This window comes from Uliginosibacterium gangwonense DSM 18521 (assembly GCF_000373965.1).
GTDB classification, from domain to species: Bacteria; Pseudomonadota; Gammaproteobacteria; order Burkholderiales; family Rhodocyclaceae; genus Uliginosibacterium; species Uliginosibacterium gangwonense.
Genome location: NZ_KB892834.1, coordinates 449,903 through 469,100, shown reverse-complemented (window position 1 = coordinate 469,100; position 19,198 = coordinate 449,903). Strand labels below are relative to the sequence as shown.

The following is a 19,198-nucleotide window of genomic DNA, read 5'->3' as shown; positions in this document are numbered from 1 at the left end:
TATCCACAGAAACCACTCAGAGAACCTCGCGCCTAGTTGGTTCAGTCACTTCGAATATTCAGGAGCGGCCCCTGCGTTTTTGTGGCCAGCCACCCCACACGATGCGCTCGGGCGTCATGGAGCGCATGATGCCAAGGGTGGTCAGGCAAATCGTGATATCGAGCAGCCTCGTGCTGAAAAACAGCATGCTCCTCAGGTGCAAGCGAGTTCAGATTAATCCACCCCACCAGATTGTTCACAGGCTGATAATCCAGAGCATCCACGAGCAGATCACGATCGTGGTTTGAGTCACAGGCAATCATGAACGCTGGCAGCGCGGCGAGCCATGTATGCAGACGAGTTGTTAACTCCTCCCTGGACATCCTGGCTTCGGAATCTGAGCCAAGAAGCGGCAAAACTGCTGCACTTACAAAATCCGAGCATTCCTCCAAACTAAAATCAGTCCTTTCTGCATAAAACTCACGACCGTCCTCGCACACGAGTCCAATACTGATCAGATCAATCTGGATGAAGTCTGTGAATTCACAGTCCAGAAAAACAACGAGCGGTTTTACTTCCATCGTTCAAAGCGCTCCATCGCATGGCTTTTCATCAGCTGTGGCGTTGGGTTGCAGGCAGCTATCGCGGGGATCAGGGAGCGTCCTCACACCGAACATCCAGACAGTCGTACCGTCAACGCTTGGGCCACTGATGGGCGTCATACTCCCTTTGCGCAGCAAGGACTCCGCGACCTTGCGTGAAATGCCCAAGTAGGCTCGGGCAGCTTTGAGTGTCAGCCAGTGTTTTCTGGTCTCCGCTAGATCGGCCACACTTGCCCGTGAAACGCTACCGAAGATCCGCCCGGCCTCAGTTCGATACGTTTGTCCCACCAATCGCCCTTGTTCAATGTAACGCTGAATCGTTTTGTTGCTGACCCCGAGCACCTTTGCGGCCTGTAACAGTGGAATCCAATCATGTGATGTTCGCGTTTCGCTCGACAGATTGCGATGACGACGAGCCAGTTGCCCCTTCCAGGTCGACCGGACATGAGCTTCGAATGCCTCATACAGAAATTGATACGCCGGGTTGTTGAACTCAAGCTGGAAGGCTCGGTAGAAGTATCCATAGCGCTGTTGCAGGCGGGCATCTGGTGCATCAACCTGGCGGTTCCGATCCACAATACCATCCAGAAATGACGAGAAGCCATGCGGCCAATCAAGCGGCGCTGCAGCGCCGTTCTCTGCGATTGCCCGTGACATAGCGAGTTCTGCTAGTCGTGGGACCTTGAGTGGCTTAGGTGCTGCCGATACGGCATAGGCACCCAGGAAAAAGAACAGATTGAGCACTTCTTCCATGCCAAGCTGCGCCAGCGCAGGAAAGCGGGGCTCCACATTCTCAAGGGAGTGCAGAAGACGGTTTTCAAGCTCCTCCGCCAGCGCAATCGTGGCTTGCGAGGCCACCGGTGCGTGTTGCTCGGACAAGGATGCGCCGCATGAGCATTGCGTAAGCGAGCGCCTTCTCCATGACAAGAGTTTTCCACATGCCGAGCACTGCTCCAGCAACTGCACCTTGTGTATTGGGCAAGCGGTGTAGAGATTCAGGTCCCAGCTCGCTTTCCATAGCGCCTGCGTAGCCAGGCAGTCTGGGCAGAATCGGGGCCGACGAGTGTTCCAGTGCCGCAAAGAAAGGCCTCTCGGATCGGAGCCATGAAACGCAGGAAAATTCGCAATGGGCCTCGCAGGAAAGTACCTACCTCGTGTCCTGACATGCGGCTCAAACTGGATCCAGTCCCGAGTTGCTCCAACCAGACGGGAGAGTCCAGGCCGTTCAGGGATGAGAGCCGAAGCACGTAGCCGAGACTGCTCTCCCCCTGTACGGGAAAAGGGCGGACCAGCAACTGATGACCTGCTGGTCCTTCATGCCCAATGATGCCTGGCGTGATCAAAGCTCGGCCTTATCTCTTTTTCATGATCTGATCAACGATATAGCTTGCTTCGGTTTCACTGAGTTCATTTCCCCGAAAATATTTCTCAGATAGATTTGTGTCACGAAAAATGAACTCCATTACACATTTCGGACGGAATCCGTCACGCACCAGTCCATTCATCAAATTCGGGAAGTATCTGATGGACTTAACGAAGTTTTTTCTTGACGATGGCGAAGAAAAATCGACCCAGCTTGGTGGGCTGCTTAATCCGCTAGGCCAGTTCGAAAAAACGCTCACAAAATAGTTCACTGCTGAAGCATCGAAAACCAAGTCAAACGAGTCAAAATTCATATCTCCTTTTGGTTCACCGTAATCATATTTAAAACAACTATAAACGACCTCGTTATAGAGTTGGCTCAAGATAGAAAGCGGTAGTTCTAATAGCGTCTTGGGGAATACTTTCGCTTTCCTGAGTAAGGCCTCCGATTTGAACCCAAACGCGATTTCAGATATGGCGGCAAGGGAAATGGCTTCTTTACTCGCACCTGTGATTTCGTCTGAACAAGCCAGGCTGTCTCCACATAAACAACGAGTACCTCTTATCCCGTCCCATTTAATCGTGTTTTTGCATGACGGGCATTTGTCCACAAGCCAGCAATCATGATACGGACACGCCACCACCGTTTTGAGGTCCCAAAAACTCCTGATGTAAGCTTTCTCCTTGATGCAGACTGGGCACAGCGCGGGGTCTTTCCTGATCATTTCTCTGGACACCAAGCTGCCACACCAATTGATATGCACTGCGTAATGCAAGAAGTCGAGATACGCACGACTGAGGAGATGCTCAAAGGGCTGTTCGGTCAGGATCGCTGTTTTTTGAATTGATTCAAGCTTATTTTGAAAAGCTTTGCCCATCCTTTCAAAGGCCCAATACGGTTTATCCAATCCATTTTCCTCTGCTATCCGCATTCGATAGGCGGTGAGGTTTTCATCCTCATGAATGCNGCTATGAACAAGAAGCTTGGTCTTTGCGTGCTTAGCGGTACCCATGAAACGGCTCCCCTTCCCGATTCAGGATTCTTTGAACAAAATCTTCACAAAATGGATTCATCTCGTCGGAGCATCCCGGCAGGATGACGGTCTCGAAAGCCTTGGAGAGATAGTCAGTGTCAAGGCATTGCGCTCCGTCCTCTGCGGCGAGCTCAGTGGCCGTTCCCACAAGCTTGATCAGAAAATCAATCAGCCCCGCCGTGGCGTAGTAAATGGGTTTGATCAGGTTCGAGCTCGAAAGACAGGAGGGTTTCGGCAAGGGAACCGTCGATTCGAGCGTTTTGAGCAGACCAATGAACTGCTCCGCTTCCCGTTTGGTTTTGATGCCGAACGGGCGGATGATGATTTTTCGGTTGAACCGCCGCCTCAACTGTTCATTGACAACAAGGATCTGCTCACAGCGCGGAAGCCCCATCAGGACGAAGGGAATACGCGTCGCATTGATGATCTGCTTGAGCCAGTCGGCGACAACGTAATCCACTTTCCCGCGCGCAGAATCGACAAAGTGCTGGAACTCATCAAGGATGATGAGTTCGGTTCGGCACTCTCGTAACAGCGTGATGATTCGCGCCGTCTTGCTTTCTGCCGTGGAACGGTCGGCAAAGGGATCACCCATTTCCAGGAGCATTCGCTCGGCCACGTTCTTGATAGTCGGCTGGGATGGAAGCTGCAGATGAAGCACAGGGATGCGCGTTCGGTCCGGATCCTCGTATCGAGGGAAGCGGGCTGCGTATTGCTTGCGGATGGTAGATTTCCCTGCACCCGATACGCCAGTAATCAGGAGGCAATCGGGCTCGTCCAAGCCCGCTTTCCCCATCTTGTGGCACCGCTCCACCGCCCTGATGGCGTGTGCGTAGGCCGGGTAATTGACAATCTGTTTCCGGAAGGAGGCCGCAAGCTCCAGTGGGGAGGGTTTCTCGTCCGCCTGGGGGAGATCCAGAAAGTTGCGAGGAAAGTCAGTCACTTGAGGAAAAAGGCTGGGCGGGCTGCTCAAGGCATGTTCGGGTTTCATCGTGCAATTCCTTTGTCATTATTGGCATCATGCGATGCATGCTGATTCACGCTGTAGATGGGGGCACTCATATCACCGAGCCAATCATCGATATCAAAAGCATCCTTTTCAGGGGCCTTCGCTGGCTTGGCTTTGTTCTGCACAGAGGAACAACTTGTGTGGAGCGTGTTATCTGCATGGTTTTGCAGCACCTCACGATCTTTTTCCCGACGTTGCTTCTTGGTCTTGCTCAGCCGTCCTGCCAGCAAGGCCTCTGTGAATTCCCGCAGATCCTGCTTTGCCACCAACAGAGCGTCGCGCAACGGCATCGAGGCGTAGTTCATGCGCGCCCGCTTGTTGATAAGCTCATGCTGCTCGACTCGCAACCCCGAGGCGTACTCGAACTGGGTACAGGGAACCTCGATGTACTCGTCACTGCAAGAATCCAGGACATGGATTGTCCCAAGGTCGTTCGGGTCGTAGCGGCAGGTCACTTCCACTGACTTGCGTGTGCCACGAATCGACTCAAGCTCAGGGGAGCTGTAGTTCAGGTTTTTGAGCTGAATGCCGTCCTTGTCCAACTGGCGCGTTTCGACGCAGCTCAGATAGACGCGTAGCTGGTTGGGGTCTGGCACCAGGGCAGGGGGATGCTCTTGAACGCTTTCCTGCCAACGCGTCAGCGGAGCACAGTCAATACCCCGGTGGAACTCCTGCGCATAGATATCCACAATCCAGCGGTGCAACACCTCGTTGAACTCCGCCAGCGTGAGTACCGCATTCGCTTCTGTCTTGTAGTCCCCGCGCTTGTCGTACTTCGCGAAGGTCGTTCCAGGCAAGCTGTGGGTCAGAGAATAGTTGAGCGTTTTGAGAAAACGCTCAATAACGCCCTTCAGGAACGGCGCTCGCGGCTCACAGTAAATCAGATGGATGCCCAGATCCGCACAAGCGGTCTCAAGATCCAGGGCGTGAAATTCCAGTCCGTTGTCGCAGACCAGTTGCTCGATGCGCCCAAAGCACGGCCACTCCTGCTTGATCGCGGGAAATTTCTCCCTGACGTAGGTCTTGGGTAGCAATGCATGCCTCAAGCAACGCAGCACGGATTCCACACTGGGTTTTCGAAAGCTGATGTGAAAGCCAACCAGCATGCGTGAGTAGCGATCAACCATGGCTGTGATCCACGGCCGACCCAGAACCAACCGGGTGATCTCATCGATCACCACGATATCAAGCGGAGAGTTATCCACCTCGACGCGTTGCAGGACCCGGTCACACTGGGGACCGCGACTGAACATGGCCAAGCGCTGCCGTGCAATACGATCACCGTAGCGGCGTTTCAGGATCACATACTGATCACGCTGATCCAGAATGCGCTGAATGACTTTCATCGTCACCAGCGGCAAGGCTTCTTCCTTGGCTCGCTTCAGGTTCTCGCGCTTGATTTCGGCATGGATCCAGTCGCGCAGGGCAACTTTGGTTTCAGCCTGGCGGTTGAGGTAGACCCGCTGGATGCCTTCGTTGATGATCTCAATCAGACGCTCTGGGTAGTCAGATTTTGGCTGCTGACCACGCAGCGCTGTTCTCGGCACCAGGCTACGGATATCCTCACCAGAAGCTCTGTATCGACACCGCCAGCGGTAAAAGCTCTGCACCGAAGGCACCCGGCCACCTGGGTTGAGCTTCTCGGTAAGGCATTTGAGCCGTTCAGGCAGCTGCGCCTTGGGACAGGCCGGTACGCCGCCAGGGGCTAGCTCGCTGAGATACTTCCAGCGCAGATACGCTTCCTTCCTCAACGGCTCCGCGTAGTCATCCAGACTCCGTCCAGGCCTGGGCGGATTGAGTTGCTCGCTAACCTGCTCTGGCAAAGCCTCGAGGTTCGTGAAAACTAATTCGCCCTTGGTGTAGAGATCCAGGAGCGCAGCCTCACTTTCCTCGCGCAGATTGCCGTGCTTGGCTGAACGCAGCATGACGCCACTGGCATTGACTTCCACAACCCGACAGTAGTCCGAAGCGACCAGGAGAATCTGATCCGGACTAAACAAAGAGGGCATCATCGTCTCCCTCCCTGAACAAACGAACGGTCATGCGAGAAGAACCTATCGCATCAAGCTCACACACCAAGTCACGATGAGCGAAAAGCTGCTGAACGACGTCCTTGCCGCCCAAGGCCTGCTCTGCCTCTTCCAGTGAGCACTGCAGCTTTCCGATTCGATCCGCCCAAAGCTTCTGCAGTGGTGCTTCCGAAGTGGAAGGGAAGGATATCTGACGACGGCGAAGCCATTGATTGATCTGATCATTCAGCGCATCGCGGTGAAGCTGCGCTTCAGTCAGCACAACGAATGTTGCGCCAGACGCCGCAACCACTTCGGCGATTCTGGCGAACCGGGATTGATTCTTCGGAAGGGCCAGTCGTTCCTGTGGTTTGACCTCGACAATCCATTCCCGACCGTCCCTCCAGCAAAACCGAAAGTCGGGGGTATAGCGGCGCAGCTTGCCACTTACCCTGTAACGCAGCCTGAAGGGTTGCTCTTCAATAGTCAGAATGTCTCGTGCGAACTCAGCAAGCTGCACAGCCTGCATCTCCAACAGACTTTCGCAGCGGATCATCCGGCGCATTTTCTGGGAGGCGAACTTGACCCGGAATCCGCGCCCAGTATGCCGTACCGGGTTACGCGTCTGATGAAAAGGAAGGTGTGGATAACTCCGCCCGATCGCCGGAACGTGGGGTATGTACATATATGTCATTTCAGTATCCTCAGAATGTTTGGGCAACACTGACCCGACGCGGCCGCTGTAGGCGACGCACGGCTGGAACACCGGATTTCGGGGCGTACAACCACCCGCTGTTGGCTGTAAAACCAACAGTTCTAGCCAAGTGGGCCAGTGGAAAAGTCTTGGGAGGTCTTGACCGTGAGCCGGTCTATCGGGATACTGGAGGCGCTAACTTACAGTACCCGGTCATCGGCCGGTTGTCGAACGGATCAGGCCCTCTGGGTTTGGTCCGTTTTACATTGTGGCCTCCTGTTCCTGTGTGCGTCGCTTGATGCGAGCGGGCTGAAAGACAGGTTCTGACTTCATTTGCTCATCCAGTTTAAGGATGTGACGAATCGCCCCGATCTGAGCCGGGTGGAGCTTTTCCAGCTTCAGCCAGAGCTCTCGGTACATGCGGTAGATGTCGGTAGGCAGATCGCGGGGCAGGACATAGCGCCGCTGAGACTCCAGAACGGCTTCATTCATCTCTGCGAAGTCCTTCGCAGTAAAGCGCAGCTCAGCCCCAAGCCGCTTCAGAAACTCTTCACTCGGAGGTTTTTCGCCAAGCTCAAGTGCCGAGATGTAGGCCTGTTCGTAGCCAAGCAGATGCGCCAGCTCAGCTTGGCGCAGGCCACTTCGCAAACGTTGAGATCGGAGGAAGTCAGAAAAGGGGCTGCTCACGAAAATACTCAATAGGACAGTACCTACAAGACTATCAGATTTTCGAAAGCCGTCAACAACTAAGTTATTGATTACAAAGAATAATACTATATTTAAAGTACTTTCCAACGTTGGAAATTCAGGGGTTTTGTGTTCTTCCCAAGCATCAATGGATGCGCTCAGTTTTCTGAATACGCCCGCTCGATCAGCGCCTTGGCCTTCTCGAAGTCGGCGGGTGTACGCAGGGTCAGCTCCAGATCGCCTGTACCCCAGTGACCAATATTGGTCACGTCGCGCGAGAAGCCTTCTTCCAGCATCACAGTTGCCGGATCAAGCTTGAGGGTCATGAACACATGCGGATCGACCTTCGAGATCAGCGACATGCACACAAAATTCTTCAAACGACGGAAAGCCACATAGAGTTTGAGTGGCTTCTCGATTATGTCATCCCCCTGCGCAAGAATGAAACTGCGCGTCTGCTCAAATAAGCTCAGCAGGTCAGGGGAAGCTGTGGAGATTTGATCGGCATGGGTTTTCATTGCTTGCGTAGAAGCCGCGAGCACCTTGGCAGGCTTCCCCTCAAACACGGGCTCATCCTCTACCACCACTTGCGGCGTGGTAGACGTTGCACTTACCCCATTTACCAACTCAAACAACAATAAATCATCACCAAACAGCTTGTAGCGAATGAGCTCGATATTGCGGTTGATCTGCGCAACAGCGTGTTCATCGTAACGCGTGAAGTCCGCCGCAATGCATAGCAGACGCGTGCCACCCCACTCGATCTTGTCCGCTTCCTCCTTGCCCAACTGCTTCATCACCAGCAGTTGGAAATCCGCCTTGTGATCGAGCAACCAGTCCAGGTAGAACAGGCCCTGGTTCATCACGTTTTCATTGCTGTGGCGCTTGTACTCGATGATCACCGGGCAGCCATTCTCGTCCAGCCCCAATGAATCAATACGCCCGCGATGTTTGGCGCCGGTGTTGTACTCGGTGGCGAGGAAGCGCACACCGAGAAAGGTGTCCATCTGCGATTCGATCAGCCGCTGAAGCGTGCGCTCGATGGCAGCAGACTTGCCGGCCAGCTCGCTGGCACCGTTATTGGCGTAACGGAAGAGTTTGATGTCGCTCATTTGCGGCCTCGCGGGCGGGTTTTGTTTTTGGCTGGGGATAGGGCCTTGGCAGCCGCTTCCAGCATCTGAACGTTATGCGTTTCGCCCTCTGCTTCCAGCAGCGTACGGCGCTGGGCAGCGAAGCGCTCGTACTCGGCCTCCGCGTACGCCACGGCCTGCTTGTGCGAGCGACTCCCCGCATCAGGCAGCACTTCGCGTTCGTTGAACCTAAGGAAGTCGTTCAGTTTCGCTTCCCAGTCCTTTAGGAAGACCTCCTTGCGACGTTTCGCTTGGTCCTCGGCAAAATCCAACCACATCGTTACGATGCGATTTAGCTCGTCGATTTCACCTTCACGCAAGTAGTTCTTCGCCACACGCACATCGGTTTTGTTTACACGGTCAGACTTCCAGCTTGTTAGCCCCATGTTCGGCGCCGAAGCATCCGCCCGCTCATGGATCAACTCGGCTGCAGTCTTACCTGTCACGGCAAAATGCAGCTTGTTCTGGATAGTCTGGAAGAACTGTGTTGTCTCCGCCAAGCTTGGCGAATAGTCCGCAGCCATCGCGAAAATCTCGCGCACCCGCAAGTACATCCGCCGTTCACTGGCGCGGATATCGCGTATGCGACCGAGCAGCTCATCGAAATAATCCGGCGCCAGTGACTGCCCCACTGGCGGATTTTTCAGTCGCTCGTCATCCATCGTGAAACCTTTGACGAGGTACTCCCGCAGCCTATCTGTCGCCCAGCGCCGGAACTGCGTGCCGCGCACCGAGCGCACACGATAGCCCACAGCCAGGATGGCATCGAGGTTGTAGAAACTGAGCTCACGCTTGACCTGCCTGCCACCCTCCGTGCGAACTTGTAAGTACGGCTTACAAGTTGCTACCGGATCAATTTCACCCTCTGCGTACAGAGACTTCAGATGCAGGGTGATGTTCTGCGGCGTGGTCTGGAACAAGTCAGCCATCAAGGCTTGGCTCAACCACAGGGTATCCTCGGCGAAACGGCATTCAACGCGCGTTCTACCGTCTTCAGTTTCGTAGAGCAGGAACTCCCCGCTTGGCTGATCACTCATGCACTCTCTCTCCCGATCGCCACTTGTACGCCATGGCAGAACGATTGCTTCCCTATCAAGCAGCCCACTTCTTGCCCCTGATCGCGTACTCCACAGCCAGGTCGTACACGTTGTCACACTTTTGCTTGAAGGTTGTGCGGTCGTAGCTCTCCGGCAAGTCTGTGTCGAGCACGCGCTCGATTTCTGCCCGCACTTGCTTCTGCGTCTGCGCACTCTGGTGCCAGTTCTGGATCAACACCTTGGGCTGCTCTTCTACCAGGCGCTTGAGCAGGTGCTTGGCCGCGAGCTTCACGCGCTGAGTCTCGTCCTGCGTGAGTGATTCCTTCTGCAGTAGATCGAACAACTCCAGCTCATCCTCGGTCAATCCTTCCCGGATGTGACGCTCGGCTTCTTCCTTCAACTCCTCAGCGTAAGCTGTCAGCTCATCGTAGTAATTTTCGGTAGAGGTCGCGCCCGAGTTGTAGGCATCGATTACCTTCTGCAAGCGCTGCAAAAAAGCCACTCGCGTGCTGTTCTGCGCCAGCATCTCGGTGAGCTTGCGCTGCAAGAAGGCCTGCAGGTCAGCAATCTCGATGTTCCTGAACGGCGCTTGCTTGAACTCCTCGCGCAGCTTATCGACATTAACCTTGCTGAGGTCCCAGGCCTTACCCCGCTGCACAATCTTGTACTGCGCTTCAAATTCTTTGGCGGAAAAGGCCTCAGCGTTGTCCACCACCACGCTGGCATCCAGTAGCGCCTCAATGCGCTGCACCGCGCTGTCGATGTCCGTCTGCTCCACGATGGCATCCATTACCCCGCGCAGGTACTGGAAAGCCGACACCACACGGCCTTTTTTCTGGCTCAAGACCTCGGGCTTGCAGGCTTCGTATAGTGCCGAGATAGTGTTCTCGTACACGTTGAAGGATTTGCGTAGCTCCTCGCTGGCCAGCAGCGTATCGGCAAAGACATTGAACTGGCCGAGCTTGGTGAACACATCCCCCCGTTCCAGCGCCTCCTGCAAGGGCACATCCTGTGCATTGCAAAAAGCAAAGCCCTGCTCGATGGCTTCGTCCAACAGAGCAAAGAGTTCTTGCTTTTCCCGCACAGGCAGTTCGTCATCTGCGGGGCCGGCGGCGTAGTCACGCAAGGCCTTCTTCATACGACGGAAAACGTTGTAGTAGTCCACGATCTCGCCGTTCCGCTTGGTCACCCCCAAGATCTCGTAGCCACTCACCCGGTTAGCTCGTGCGATGGTCTGCATCAGCGTATGGCCCTGCATGGGCTTGTCCAGATACAACGTGCTGACTGTCGGCGCATCGAAGCCCGTCAGCCACATTGCGCAGACGAACACTAGCTGCAGAGGATGTTCAGGGTCCTTGAAGTTGAATTCGATGTCATGGCCATGTTCATCCAGCGCGTTCATGCGCTGGCGATGCGGCTTGATGTCGAGCTTTTTCTTGGCGAACTTCTCCTCCTCTCCAGCTTCTTCACTGACGATTACCGCCATCTCAACCTTGCTCATCCAGGCCTTGAGCTGCTTCAGACGCTGCCGCTCCACGTCGTTCTTGGTGGCAATGATGCGGCCGTTCAAATCCTTGATCTCAGCTTTCCACAGCGTCTGCACCTTGTCGAACATGGTCACGGCGGTGAATTTGTCCACCGAGATCACAATGCCCTTGCCCAGATAGCCACGGCGGGGGAAGTGGTAGACGATGTCACGCGCAATGATGTCCAGCCGGTCATCGCGCTTGACCACCTCCATCTCCTGCGCGAAGCGCCTTTCCAGTTTCTCCTGTGCCTGCGCATCGAGATTCTCGTCTTCCAGAATCTCGGCGAACTCCGCACTCAGATCATCGTTCTGGATCAGCACCTCGGGCACGCGCTTCTCATAGAACAGCGGCACCGTGGCGCCGTCTTCCACACTCTGCTGGAAGTTGTACTCCGATACGTAATCGCCAAACCAAACATTGGTCTTGCGCTCACTGCCCAGCAGGGGCGTACCGGTGAAAGCGAGAAAATTGGCGCGCGGCAAACCGGCACGCATGTTCTCGGCCAAGCCCGCGTACTGCGTGCGGTGCGCTTCATCCACGATCACGACGATGTCGTCGCGGTCCGAGAGCAACGGATAGTCCTTGCCCTTGTCGTAGCGAAATTTCTGGATCAGCGTAAACACCACGCGCTTGTTCTTGCCCAGCATGTCACGCAACTGGGCGCTGTCGCGCGGGCGCACATCGTCCTTGGCCGCCACCACGCCGGTGTGCAGAAAGTTACGGTAGATTTGGCCGTCCAGATCGTCACGGTCCGTCACCACCACAAACGTAAAATTGCCAGTGAGCTTACGGAAGATCTTGCGGGTGTAAAACACCATCGAGAAGCTCTTGCCCGAGCCCTGGGTGTGCCAGAACACACCCAGCCGCCCACCCAACTCGCGGCGGCGCTGGAACTGCCCAAAGGCGTTGTTCACGCCGATGAACTGGTGGTTCTGCGCAATCACCTTCTGCGTCTCGCGGTAGAACACACAGAAGTTCTCCACATAATCCAACAGGCGCTCAGGCCGCAGCAGCCCCTGCACCACTCGTTCCACACTCAAGCCCTGAGCGGCAATCGCCTTGCGGTCGAGCTGCTCTTTCTCATCATCCACCCGCAGCCAGGTGAAGAAGTGCTCCCACTGCGCCGTCAGGCTGCCCAGCCGGGTTTCGATGCCATTACTCAGCAGGCACAGCGCATTGGCTACAAAAAGCTGCGGAATCTCGGCCTTGTAGGTGATAAGGTTGTCGTCGAAAGCCGCACGCAACTTGACCTTGCTGTTCTTCAACTCGATGAACACCAGCGGCAGGCCGTTCACGTAGAGCAGCACATCGGGCCGCCGATACCCATGCTCACCGCGCACCCACAACTGGCTCACGGCCAGATAGTGATTGCGACCGGTGCGCGGGTCTGGTGCATCGAAATCGATCACGCGCAGCCGCTCGGTCACCATCTGCCCGGCCTGCGGCCCGCTCTCGGGCTTGTAGGTCACCGGCACCCCATCGCGGATGAGGCCGTCCATCTCGTGGTTGGCCGCCACCAAGCTCATCGCCGTACGTGGCTGCAGCAGCTGGGCCAAAGCCTGCTCCACCGCATGGGCCGGGGCCTGCGGGTTCAGGCGCTCCAGCGCCGCGCGTAGTCGGTCGGCCAAAATTACCTCGCGTTTATCGCTACGACCGGAGCCGTCGTTCAGGTCTTCGGGCTGGGCCGTGAAGCAATTCAGTACATCGAAGCCGCACAGGTGCTGCAGTCGCTGCAACAGAGCCTGTTCGATGTCGTCTTCGCTGATGAAGTTCTTCGCTGCCATGGCCCCTCCCTGGTGTTATGCGCCGGAATGAACAAGACCCTGCTTGATGCTTGCCTACGGTGCTGTCTCCTCGGGCTGTTGCATGCTGGGCGGAAACTTTATGTCCAAGGCATCAACCCGTAGTTTGCCAGAGATTAGGCGGGGGAGGAGGGCGTAGCGCGTCCTCTTCAAATGCAAGTTTGCTCTAGCAAGCGAGTCGCGTTGCTCGTTCAGTGGTTCGACCAGCTTGCAGAACTCGGCTTGTAGACTCGCATCTGGCACAAGCACTGTCTGCCTCGTGATAAACGCCTCGAACTGGTAATTGCTGATGCCAGTTGATTGAACTTGGTATAAACCGACGAGACCACTGTCGTAATACAACTTCAAGAAGTACTTCATCCACAGCGGCGCGATAGCGGCTTGGTCGAATCGAATCAGCTTGCAAAAACTGGCGCAAATGGCAGGCGCGTCAAGGTGTTCCAAAAGCTGGGTTGACACCATCAGGTTTCTGCCAAGCAGTTGATTAGTGCTCCCCCCAGAAACTTCAAACACAAAATCACCAACCGCCAATGTTCTGAAAGCAAGGGCTGACGGCTTGTGGAAGCGATAAACAAAATTGTCCCAATCCCCGTCTTGGATTGCTGGGAGATCAGTTCCTCTAAAGACAAATGCACCATCGGGGCAGATAGTCGTGGCCTGATCCTCACCCCAACCTCCGCCGATGTAATGCGTAATTAATTTCCGAAGCGGTCTGCTTACCCATCCTGAGGGTATTCCGTTCGACAAGGGCTTATGACCCGCACCTGGAAAGCGCATCCTCACAAACCACTCGCGGTATATTTCCTCGGCCATGGACTCCAGCAAGGCGATGCGGCGCTGATTATTGGCGATCAGGTCATCGTAGGCACAAATTAAGGCTGCAATCTTTCGCTGTACATCCATCGATGGAACTGGCACCTTGAATGCAGCAATTTGCTTTCCACTGATATGCGGAACGTTAACGCCAGTGACGATTGGTTGGATGTAAGCGGAGAAGTACGAACTTGAAATGATTGCGCGCAGATAAGTTTGATCAATTTCAGCCCCAGCCCGCAGCCTCGCGACCCGTTGCACCAGAAGCGAAGGTGGATCTTCCGGCTTAATGTAAGCCCACTTCAATCCTGCTTCAACCCAAGGCCGATCCATTGCAACCACAATATCGCCGGGCCTTAAGAGGAATTGTTCAAGCGCATCTATCTCAGCTTCAGGCCAACGTTTAGCAATTGACCAATCTACATAGCCCTGCTGAACGTTCTCCCCCTTTACCAGAGGCAGATCCGTTGGCACGTCCGTAAATCGGGCACTCTCAAACGCATATCCAGCTTGGATGGTTGCAAGCTCCCCAAGCGGCCGCATAGGGAAAGAGGATGCTGACCAACTCATGGTGCGTCCATTATCTGCTGTAGGTTGCCGTTGATATTGGCGGTCAGTACGGCTGCCTCTTCGGATAGAGCCACAAGAATCTCCTGGGAAATGGCTAGATCCGAGAGAAACTCCTCTGCCGTCTTCCCATCCTCCTCAATCACCACGCCCACATAGCGCCCCGGGTTCAGCGACCAGTCCTGTTCGGCGATCTCCTCCCGGCTAGCCAACTTGCACAGGCCAGTAACGTCCTCGTAGGCGGCCTTGGGGAAACGCTCCTGCAACCAGCTCACATGTTGGTAATACAGCTCGGCAGCTTTGAGTTCGTCGTGCAGGGCCTGCATCTCCACCTTTACACCCTTGGTCTGGCGGTTGGCGGTAGTGCGCTTTCCTTCCGCCTTGGCGGCCTCGGCCTTGCGCTTATCCATCTCGCGGATGGCCTTGTCCAGCGTTTTCACGGCTACGTGCAGGCCACTGAAGAAGGGGGTGAAGCGGGCACGCAAGGCATGCTGTTTAGTGTTGCTTTGGTCGATGCTGTGCTTCTGACCGCGCGTGCGTTCATGCTGGGCCTGAGCCTGCTGCAGCGTAGCAAGCTGGCCCCATTGCGCCTGCAGCGCGGCAATGGCGTCTCGCGCGGCTTGGTTAGAGGCGGAGTCTTCTTCCGCCTCCTCGTCCAGCACCGCCAGCAGGCGTTCACTCAGGGCTGGCAGGTGCTCTGCGGCGTCCTTGAGCTGAGCCATTCCCTGATGCAGATAATTATCCACCTGATCCACAAACTCCTGACGGCGACCCTTGTGCAGGCGGGGGATGAGGGCGATATTCTGGATCTGCGCATCGCTCAATTCGCGGTGGGCGCGGTCAATCTGCGTGAAAATGTTGCGGGCGTCGATGAACAACACTTTGTCATCTGTCTTACCCTTGTCGAAGAACCACAACGTGGCGGGCAGGGTGACGGTGTAGAACAGATTGGACGGCAGGGTGAGCATGCCGTAGATGAGGTTCTGCTCAATCAGCGAGCGGCGGATGTCAGCCTCGGAATGGCGGGCATCCGAGGCTGAGTTAGCCATCACCAGCGCAGCACGGCCGCCCTCTTTCAACGATGTGGCAAACAGGTTGATCCACAGGTAGTTGGCGTTGGGCACGGTCTCGACAGCTTTTTCCTTGCCCTCTGATTTTTTTACCTTGGTCTTGTTGCGCGGCACACCGTAGGTGTTGAAACGGCGGTCCTTCTCGACGGCGTCCAGCGTTACGTCATCCACGTTGAAGGGCGGATTGGCCATCACGTAGTCGAAGGCACCGAAGGATTTAAAGGGGTCTTCGTAGTAGGTGTTGGCCTGCCGGATTTCACCGCGCAGGTTGTTCACCGCGAGGTTCATCTTGGCGAGTTTGACGGTTTCCAGTGTCTTTTCAGTCCCGCAGACAAACACGTCCAGATCGGCGGCCTTGTCGGTCTGGTGCTGCTGGATGAACTCAGCGGACTGCACGAACATGCCACCCGAGCCGCAGGCAGGGTCAAAGACCTTGCCGCCGTGCGGCTCGATGATTTCGGTCATCAGCTTGACGACAGAACGTGGCGTGAAGAACTCGCCACCACCCTGGCCTTCACTCAGCGCAAAGTTGGCAAGGAAGTACTCGTAAATCTGACCAAAAACATCGCCCGAGGCATCGACCGGGATGTCAGAGAAGAGCTTGAGCAGATCCTTTGGAATCCCTTTGTTTTTATCGCTGCGGGTGAAACGGTCGTATTCCTCCTGCGGCAACACGCCCAGCAACTCTGGCTTGGTCTTCTCGATGCTGGCCATCGCGGCGCGGATGGCTTTGGCGATATTTTCCTTCTCGGGAAGATTCAGCAGATAGTCATAGCGTGCCTTGGTATCGAGATAGAAACCGCATTTCTCGATGGCAATTTCTTCCAGGCTACGTTCGGTGCGCTTACCTTTGCGCCGCTGGTATTCCTGCTCGATGGCAGCTTCGTGCTGGCGATACTTGTTATCGGCGAATTTCAGGAAGATCAGCCCCAGTACGGGCGTGCTGTATTCACTGGCCTTGAGATCAGAGTTGGCGCGTAGCTTGTCTGCAGCGCTCCAAAGATCGTTTTCAAGTTTCTTGAGTTGGTCTCTAGTCATCGAAGAAGCAGATTTGTTACTTTGTTTGTTTCAGATGCTTGTCGCAGCAAAGAAGGATACCAAAGCGGCACGCTAACATCGCAATTTCTGTAAGGCTTCAATTTCCGCCTTACCAACTAAAAAGAGGCCTCTCGGCCTCTTTTTGTCGGATTTTTTCACCGACCTGGTACGGATTTCACTTTCCGTATCACCCGACACTGTTTTTTTCCAACATCCACGTTTGTCTCACCAATTCGGGATTTTTAGTCTCACGAAACGGGATTTTGTCTCACTATTTCGGGTTACGCGCACTACAGACACGTTTACACGTCAATATTCCGTGCATTCAAGGCGTTGCGTTCGATAAATTCCCGGCGGGGTTCGACTTGGTCGCCCATGAGGGTGGTGAAAATCTCGTCGGCGGCGATGGCGTCGTCGATCTGGACTTTGAGCAGGCGGCGCACGGCGGGGTCCATGGTGGTTTCCCAGAGCTGCTCGGGGTTCATTTCGCCCAGCCCTTTGTAGCGCTGCTTGCCCAGGCCGCGTTCGACTTCGCCGAGCATCCAGGTGATGGCTTGGGAGAAGCTGGTGACGGGGCAGCTCTTGTCGTTGCGGCGCATGACGGCACCTTCGCCGATCATACCGGTGATGAACTGGCTGGCGCGGCGTAGTGCGGTGTAGTCGCTGGAGGAGACGAAGCCCGGGTCGATCTCGGTGCGCTTGATGTTGCCGTGGTGCATGCGTTCAAGTGCCAGGTGCCAGCCTTCGCGCAGTTCGTTGTAGTAGGCGCTGACCTGGATGGCAGGCGGCACAATGGCTTGCAGACGCTGGGCGGAGGCCTGTGCGCTGGCTTCGTCGCTCAGATCCAACTCAGTGCCGTGGGCCATGACGGCGTGAAGCGCGTCAGGGTCGATCCAGCTAACCAGACGGTTGATGACGGCTTCGGCGACGAGGTAGCCACGGGCCATCTCTTCGAGTGCGTTGCCCGCGATCGGCTCAACACCTTCGCGCGGGGTGAGGCTGGAGCCTTCGAGCGCGAGTTTGAGAAGGTGGGCGGACAGTTCGTTGTCGTCCTTGATGTACAGCTCGGTCCGGCCGTGCTTGATCTTGTAGAGCGGCGGCTGGGCGATGTAGATGTGGCCGCCTTCGACCAGCTCAGGCATCTGGCGGTAGAAGAAGGTGAGCAGCAGGGTGCGGATGTGGGCGCCGTCAACGTCCGCATCGGTCATGATGATGATGCGGTGGTAGCGCAGTTTTTCGGGCTTGTAGTCGTCCTTGCCGATGCTGGTGCCGAGCGCAGTAATGAGCGTGGCGATCTGCTCGGAGGAGATGAGCTTGTCGAATCGTGCCCGTTCCACGTTGAGCACCTTGCCGCGCAGGGGCAGCACGGCCTGGAACTTGCGGTCCCGCCCTTGTTTGGCAGAGCCGCCTGCGGAGTCCCCTTCGACGAGGTAGAGTTCGCACAGGGCGGGGTCTTTTTCCTGGCAGTCGGCGAGTTTGCCGGGTAGCCCGATACCGTCGAGCACACCTTTGCGGCGCGTCATTTCACGCGCCTTACGGGCAGCTTCGCGGGCGCGCGCGGCTTCGACGATCTTGCCGCAGATGGTCTTGGCGTCAATCGGTTTTTCGAGCAGAAATTCGGCGAGCTTGGCGGCGACGATTTCTTCCACAGCCGGACGGGCTTCGCCGGAGACAAGCTTCATCTTGGTCTGGGAGGCGAACTTGGGGTCCGGCATCTTCACCGAGAGCACGCAGGCAAGCCCTTCGCGCATGTCGTCACCCGAGATGTCGACCTTGGCCTTTTTGGCGATTTCGTTTTCTTCGATGTACTTGTTGATCACCCGCGTCATCGCTGCGCGCAGGCCGGTAAGGTGGGTGCCACCGTCGGACTGGGGGATGTTGTTGGTGAAGCACAGCACCTGCTCCTGGTAGGAGTCGTTCCACTGCATGGCGACTTCAACCGTGAGTTCTACGTCGTGCACGTTGCCGGTGGTGACTTTGGTGTTGCCCGCAGCGTAGAAAACGTTGGGGTGAAGAACGGTTTTGGCGCGATTGATGTAGTCGACGAAACCCTTGACGCCGCCCGCGAAGGCGAAGTCTTCTTCCTTGTTGTTGCGCTGGTCAACGAGCTTGATCTTGACGCCGTTGTTCAGGAAAGACAGCTCACGCAGGCGCTTGGCGAGGATTTCGTAATGGAATTCGATCTTGCCGAAAATTTCTTCATCGGCCAGAAAGTGCACTTCGGTGCCGCGTTTTTCGGTGTTGCCCAGCACTTTGAGCGGGGAGACTTCAACACCGTTCTGAATTTCGAGCAGGCGGTTGATGGCCTTGCCCTGGTTGAATTCGAGGAAATGCTTTTTGCCGTCACGGCGAACAGTCAGGCGCAACCACTTGGAGAGCGCGTTGACGCAGGACACCCCCACACCGTGCAGGCCACCAGAGACCTTGTAGCTGTTCTGGTTGAACTTGCCGCCTGCGTGCAGCACACACATCACGATTTCAGCCGCAGAGCGCTTGGGCTCGTGCTTGTCGTCGAACTTGACGCCAACCGGAATCCCGCGCCCGTTGTCGGTCACGGAAATGGAGTTGTCGCTGTGGATAGTCACCACAATGTCGTCACAATGGCCCGCCAAGGCTTCGTCGATGGCGTTATCCACAACCTCGAACACCATGTGGTGCAGGCCGGTGCCATCGGAAGTGTCGCCGATGTACATGCCAGGCCGTTTGCGCACGGCCTCAAGGCCTTCAAGCTGCTGGATGCTGTCTTCGTCGTAAGCGGGTTGTTGCGGATTTTGCTGATCGGACATTTCGGTGTGCTTGCGTTTGAAATGATTACTACGGGGCTGCGGATCTGATT

13 protein-coding genes and 1 pseudogene are annotated in these 19,198 nt (G+C 55.8%); all 14 read right to left on the bottom strand.

Features of this window, described 5'->3' with window-relative positions:
* Window positions 1-41: 41 nt before the first annotated feature.
* Entirely contained in the window at window positions 42-560 is a 519-nt protein-coding gene (locus tag B145_RS27150) for a 3'-5' exoribonuclease (protein WP_018604849.1), read from the bottom strand.
* A 3-nt stretch (window positions 561-563) separates the two neighbouring features.
* A complete protein-coding gene (locus B145_RS0102180; protein ID WP_245541815.1) occupies window positions 564-1,460 on the bottom strand; it encodes a MerR family transcriptional regulator in 897 nt (298 codons plus the stop codon).
* Window positions 1,461-1,550: 90 nt separating this feature from the next.
* Window positions 1,551-1,661, bottom strand: a pseudogene (locus B145_RS29585) (TniQ family protein); the annotation flags it as partial.
* 272 nt (window positions 1,662-1,933) lie between these two features.
* On the bottom strand, window positions 1,934-2,956 hold the full coding sequence (locus B145_RS0102175) for a TniQ family protein (RefSeq protein WP_018604847.1): 1,023 nt from the start codon (window positions 2,954-2,956) through the stop codon (window positions 1,934-1,936).
* A complete protein-coding gene (locus tag B145_RS0102170; RefSeq protein ID WP_018604845.1) occupies window positions 2,943-3,968 on the bottom strand; it encodes a TniB family NTP-binding protein in 1,026 nt (341 codons plus the stop codon). The genes B145_RS0102175 and B145_RS0102170 overlap by 14 nt, the downstream gene beginning before the upstream one ends.
* Complete coding sequence (locus B145_RS0102165; protein ID WP_157288228.1) at window positions 3,965-5,998, bottom strand: Mu transposase C-terminal domain-containing protein; 2,034 nt, start codon at window positions 5,996-5,998, stop codon at window positions 3,965-3,967. Before B145_RS0102165 ends, B145_RS0102170 begins: the two co-directional genes overlap by 4 nt.
* Window positions 5,979-6,689 (bottom strand): TnsA endonuclease N-terminal domain-containing protein, encoded by a 711-nt coding sequence (locus B145_RS0102160; RefSeq protein ID WP_018604843.1) that lies wholly within the window; start codon window positions 6,687-6,689, stop codon window positions 5,979-5,981. Before B145_RS0102160 ends, B145_RS0102165 begins: the two co-directional genes overlap by 20 nt.
* Window positions 6,690-6,950: 261 nt before the next feature.
* Entirely contained in the window at window positions 6,951-7,376 is a 426-nt protein-coding gene (locus B145_RS0102155) for a helix-turn-helix domain-containing protein (RefSeq protein WP_018604842.1), read from the bottom strand.
* 158 nt (window positions 7,377-7,534) lie between these two features.
* Window positions 7,535-8,488, bottom strand: a complete 954-nt coding sequence (locus B145_RS0102150; RefSeq protein ID WP_018604841.1) for a DUF5655 domain-containing protein — start codon at window positions 8,486-8,488, stop codon at window positions 7,535-7,537.
* Window positions 8,485-9,543, bottom strand: coding sequence for a virulence RhuM family protein (locus tag B145_RS0102145; RefSeq protein ID WP_018604840.1), 1,059 nt, complete (start codon window positions 9,541-9,543; stop codon window positions 8,485-8,487). Before B145_RS0102145 ends, B145_RS0102150 begins: the two co-directional genes overlap by 4 nt.
* Before the next feature lie 55 nt (window positions 9,544-9,598).
* Window positions 9,599-12,856 carry a type I restriction endonuclease subunit R gene (locus B145_RS0102140; protein WP_018604839.1) on the bottom strand — a complete coding sequence of 1,086 codons (3,258 nt, stop codon included), beginning with the start codon at window positions 12,854-12,856 and terminating at the stop codon, window positions 9,599-9,601.
* 54 nt (window positions 12,857-12,910) lie between these two features.
* Complete coding sequence (locus tag B145_RS28490; RefSeq protein ID WP_083917571.1) at window positions 12,911-14,257, bottom strand: restriction endonuclease subunit S; 1,347 nt, start codon at window positions 14,255-14,257, stop codon at window positions 12,911-12,913.
* Window positions 14,254-16,362 carry a type I restriction-modification system subunit M gene (locus B145_RS0102130; protein ID WP_018604837.1) on the bottom strand — a complete coding sequence of 703 codons (2,109 nt, stop codon included), beginning with the start codon at window positions 16,360-16,362 and terminating at the stop codon, window positions 14,254-14,256. Before B145_RS0102130 ends, B145_RS28490 begins: the two co-directional genes overlap by 4 nt.
* 302 nt (window positions 16,363-16,664) lie before the next feature.
* A complete protein-coding gene (gene gyrB, locus B145_RS0102125) occupies window positions 16,665-19,148 on the bottom strand; it encodes a DNA topoisomerase (ATP-hydrolyzing) subunit B (protein WP_018604836.1) in 2,484 nt (827 codons plus the stop codon).
* Window positions 19,149-19,198 lie beyond the last annotated feature (50 nt).

Bases quoted from the DNA above. Each gene is read 5' to 3' on its own strand.
- B145_RS27150 (WP_018604849.1), bottom strand. From the start codon at position 560: ATGGAAGTAAAACCGCTCGTTGTTTTTCTGGACTGTGAATTCACAGAC.
- B145_RS0102170 (WP_018604845.1), bottom strand. From the start codon at position 3,968: ATGAAACCCGAACATGCCTTGAGCAGCCCGCCCAGCCTTTTTCCTCAA.
- B145_RS0102165 (WP_157288228.1), bottom strand. From the start codon at position 5,998: ATGATGCCCTCTTTGTTTAGTCCGGATCAGATTCTCCTGGTCGCTTCG.
- B145_RS0102160 (WP_018604843.1), bottom strand. From the start codon at position 6,689: ATGACATATATGTACATACCCCACGTTCCGGCGATCGGGCGGAGTTAT.
- B145_RS0102150 (WP_018604841.1), bottom strand. From the start codon at position 8,488: ATGAGCGACATCAAACTCTTCCGTTACGCCAATAACGGTGCCAGCGAG.
- B145_RS0102145 (WP_018604840.1), bottom strand. From the start codon at position 9,543: ATGAGTGATCAGCCAAGCGGGGAGTTCCTGCTCTACGAAACTGAAGAC.
- B145_RS0102140 (WP_018604839.1), bottom strand. From the start codon at position 12,856: ATGGCAGCGAAGAACTTCATCAGCGAAGACGACATCGAACAGGCTCTG.
- B145_RS28490 (WP_083917571.1), bottom strand. From the start codon at position 14,257: ATGAGTTGGTCAGCATCCTCTTTCCCTATGCGGCCGCTTGGGGAGCTT.
- B145_RS0102130 (WP_018604837.1), bottom strand. From the start codon at position 16,362: ATGACTAGAGACCAACTCAAGAAACTTGAAAACGATCTTTGGAGCGCT.
- gyrB (WP_018604836.1), bottom strand. From the start codon at position 19,148: ATGTCCGATCAGCAAAATCCGCAACAACCCGCTTACGACGAAGACAGC.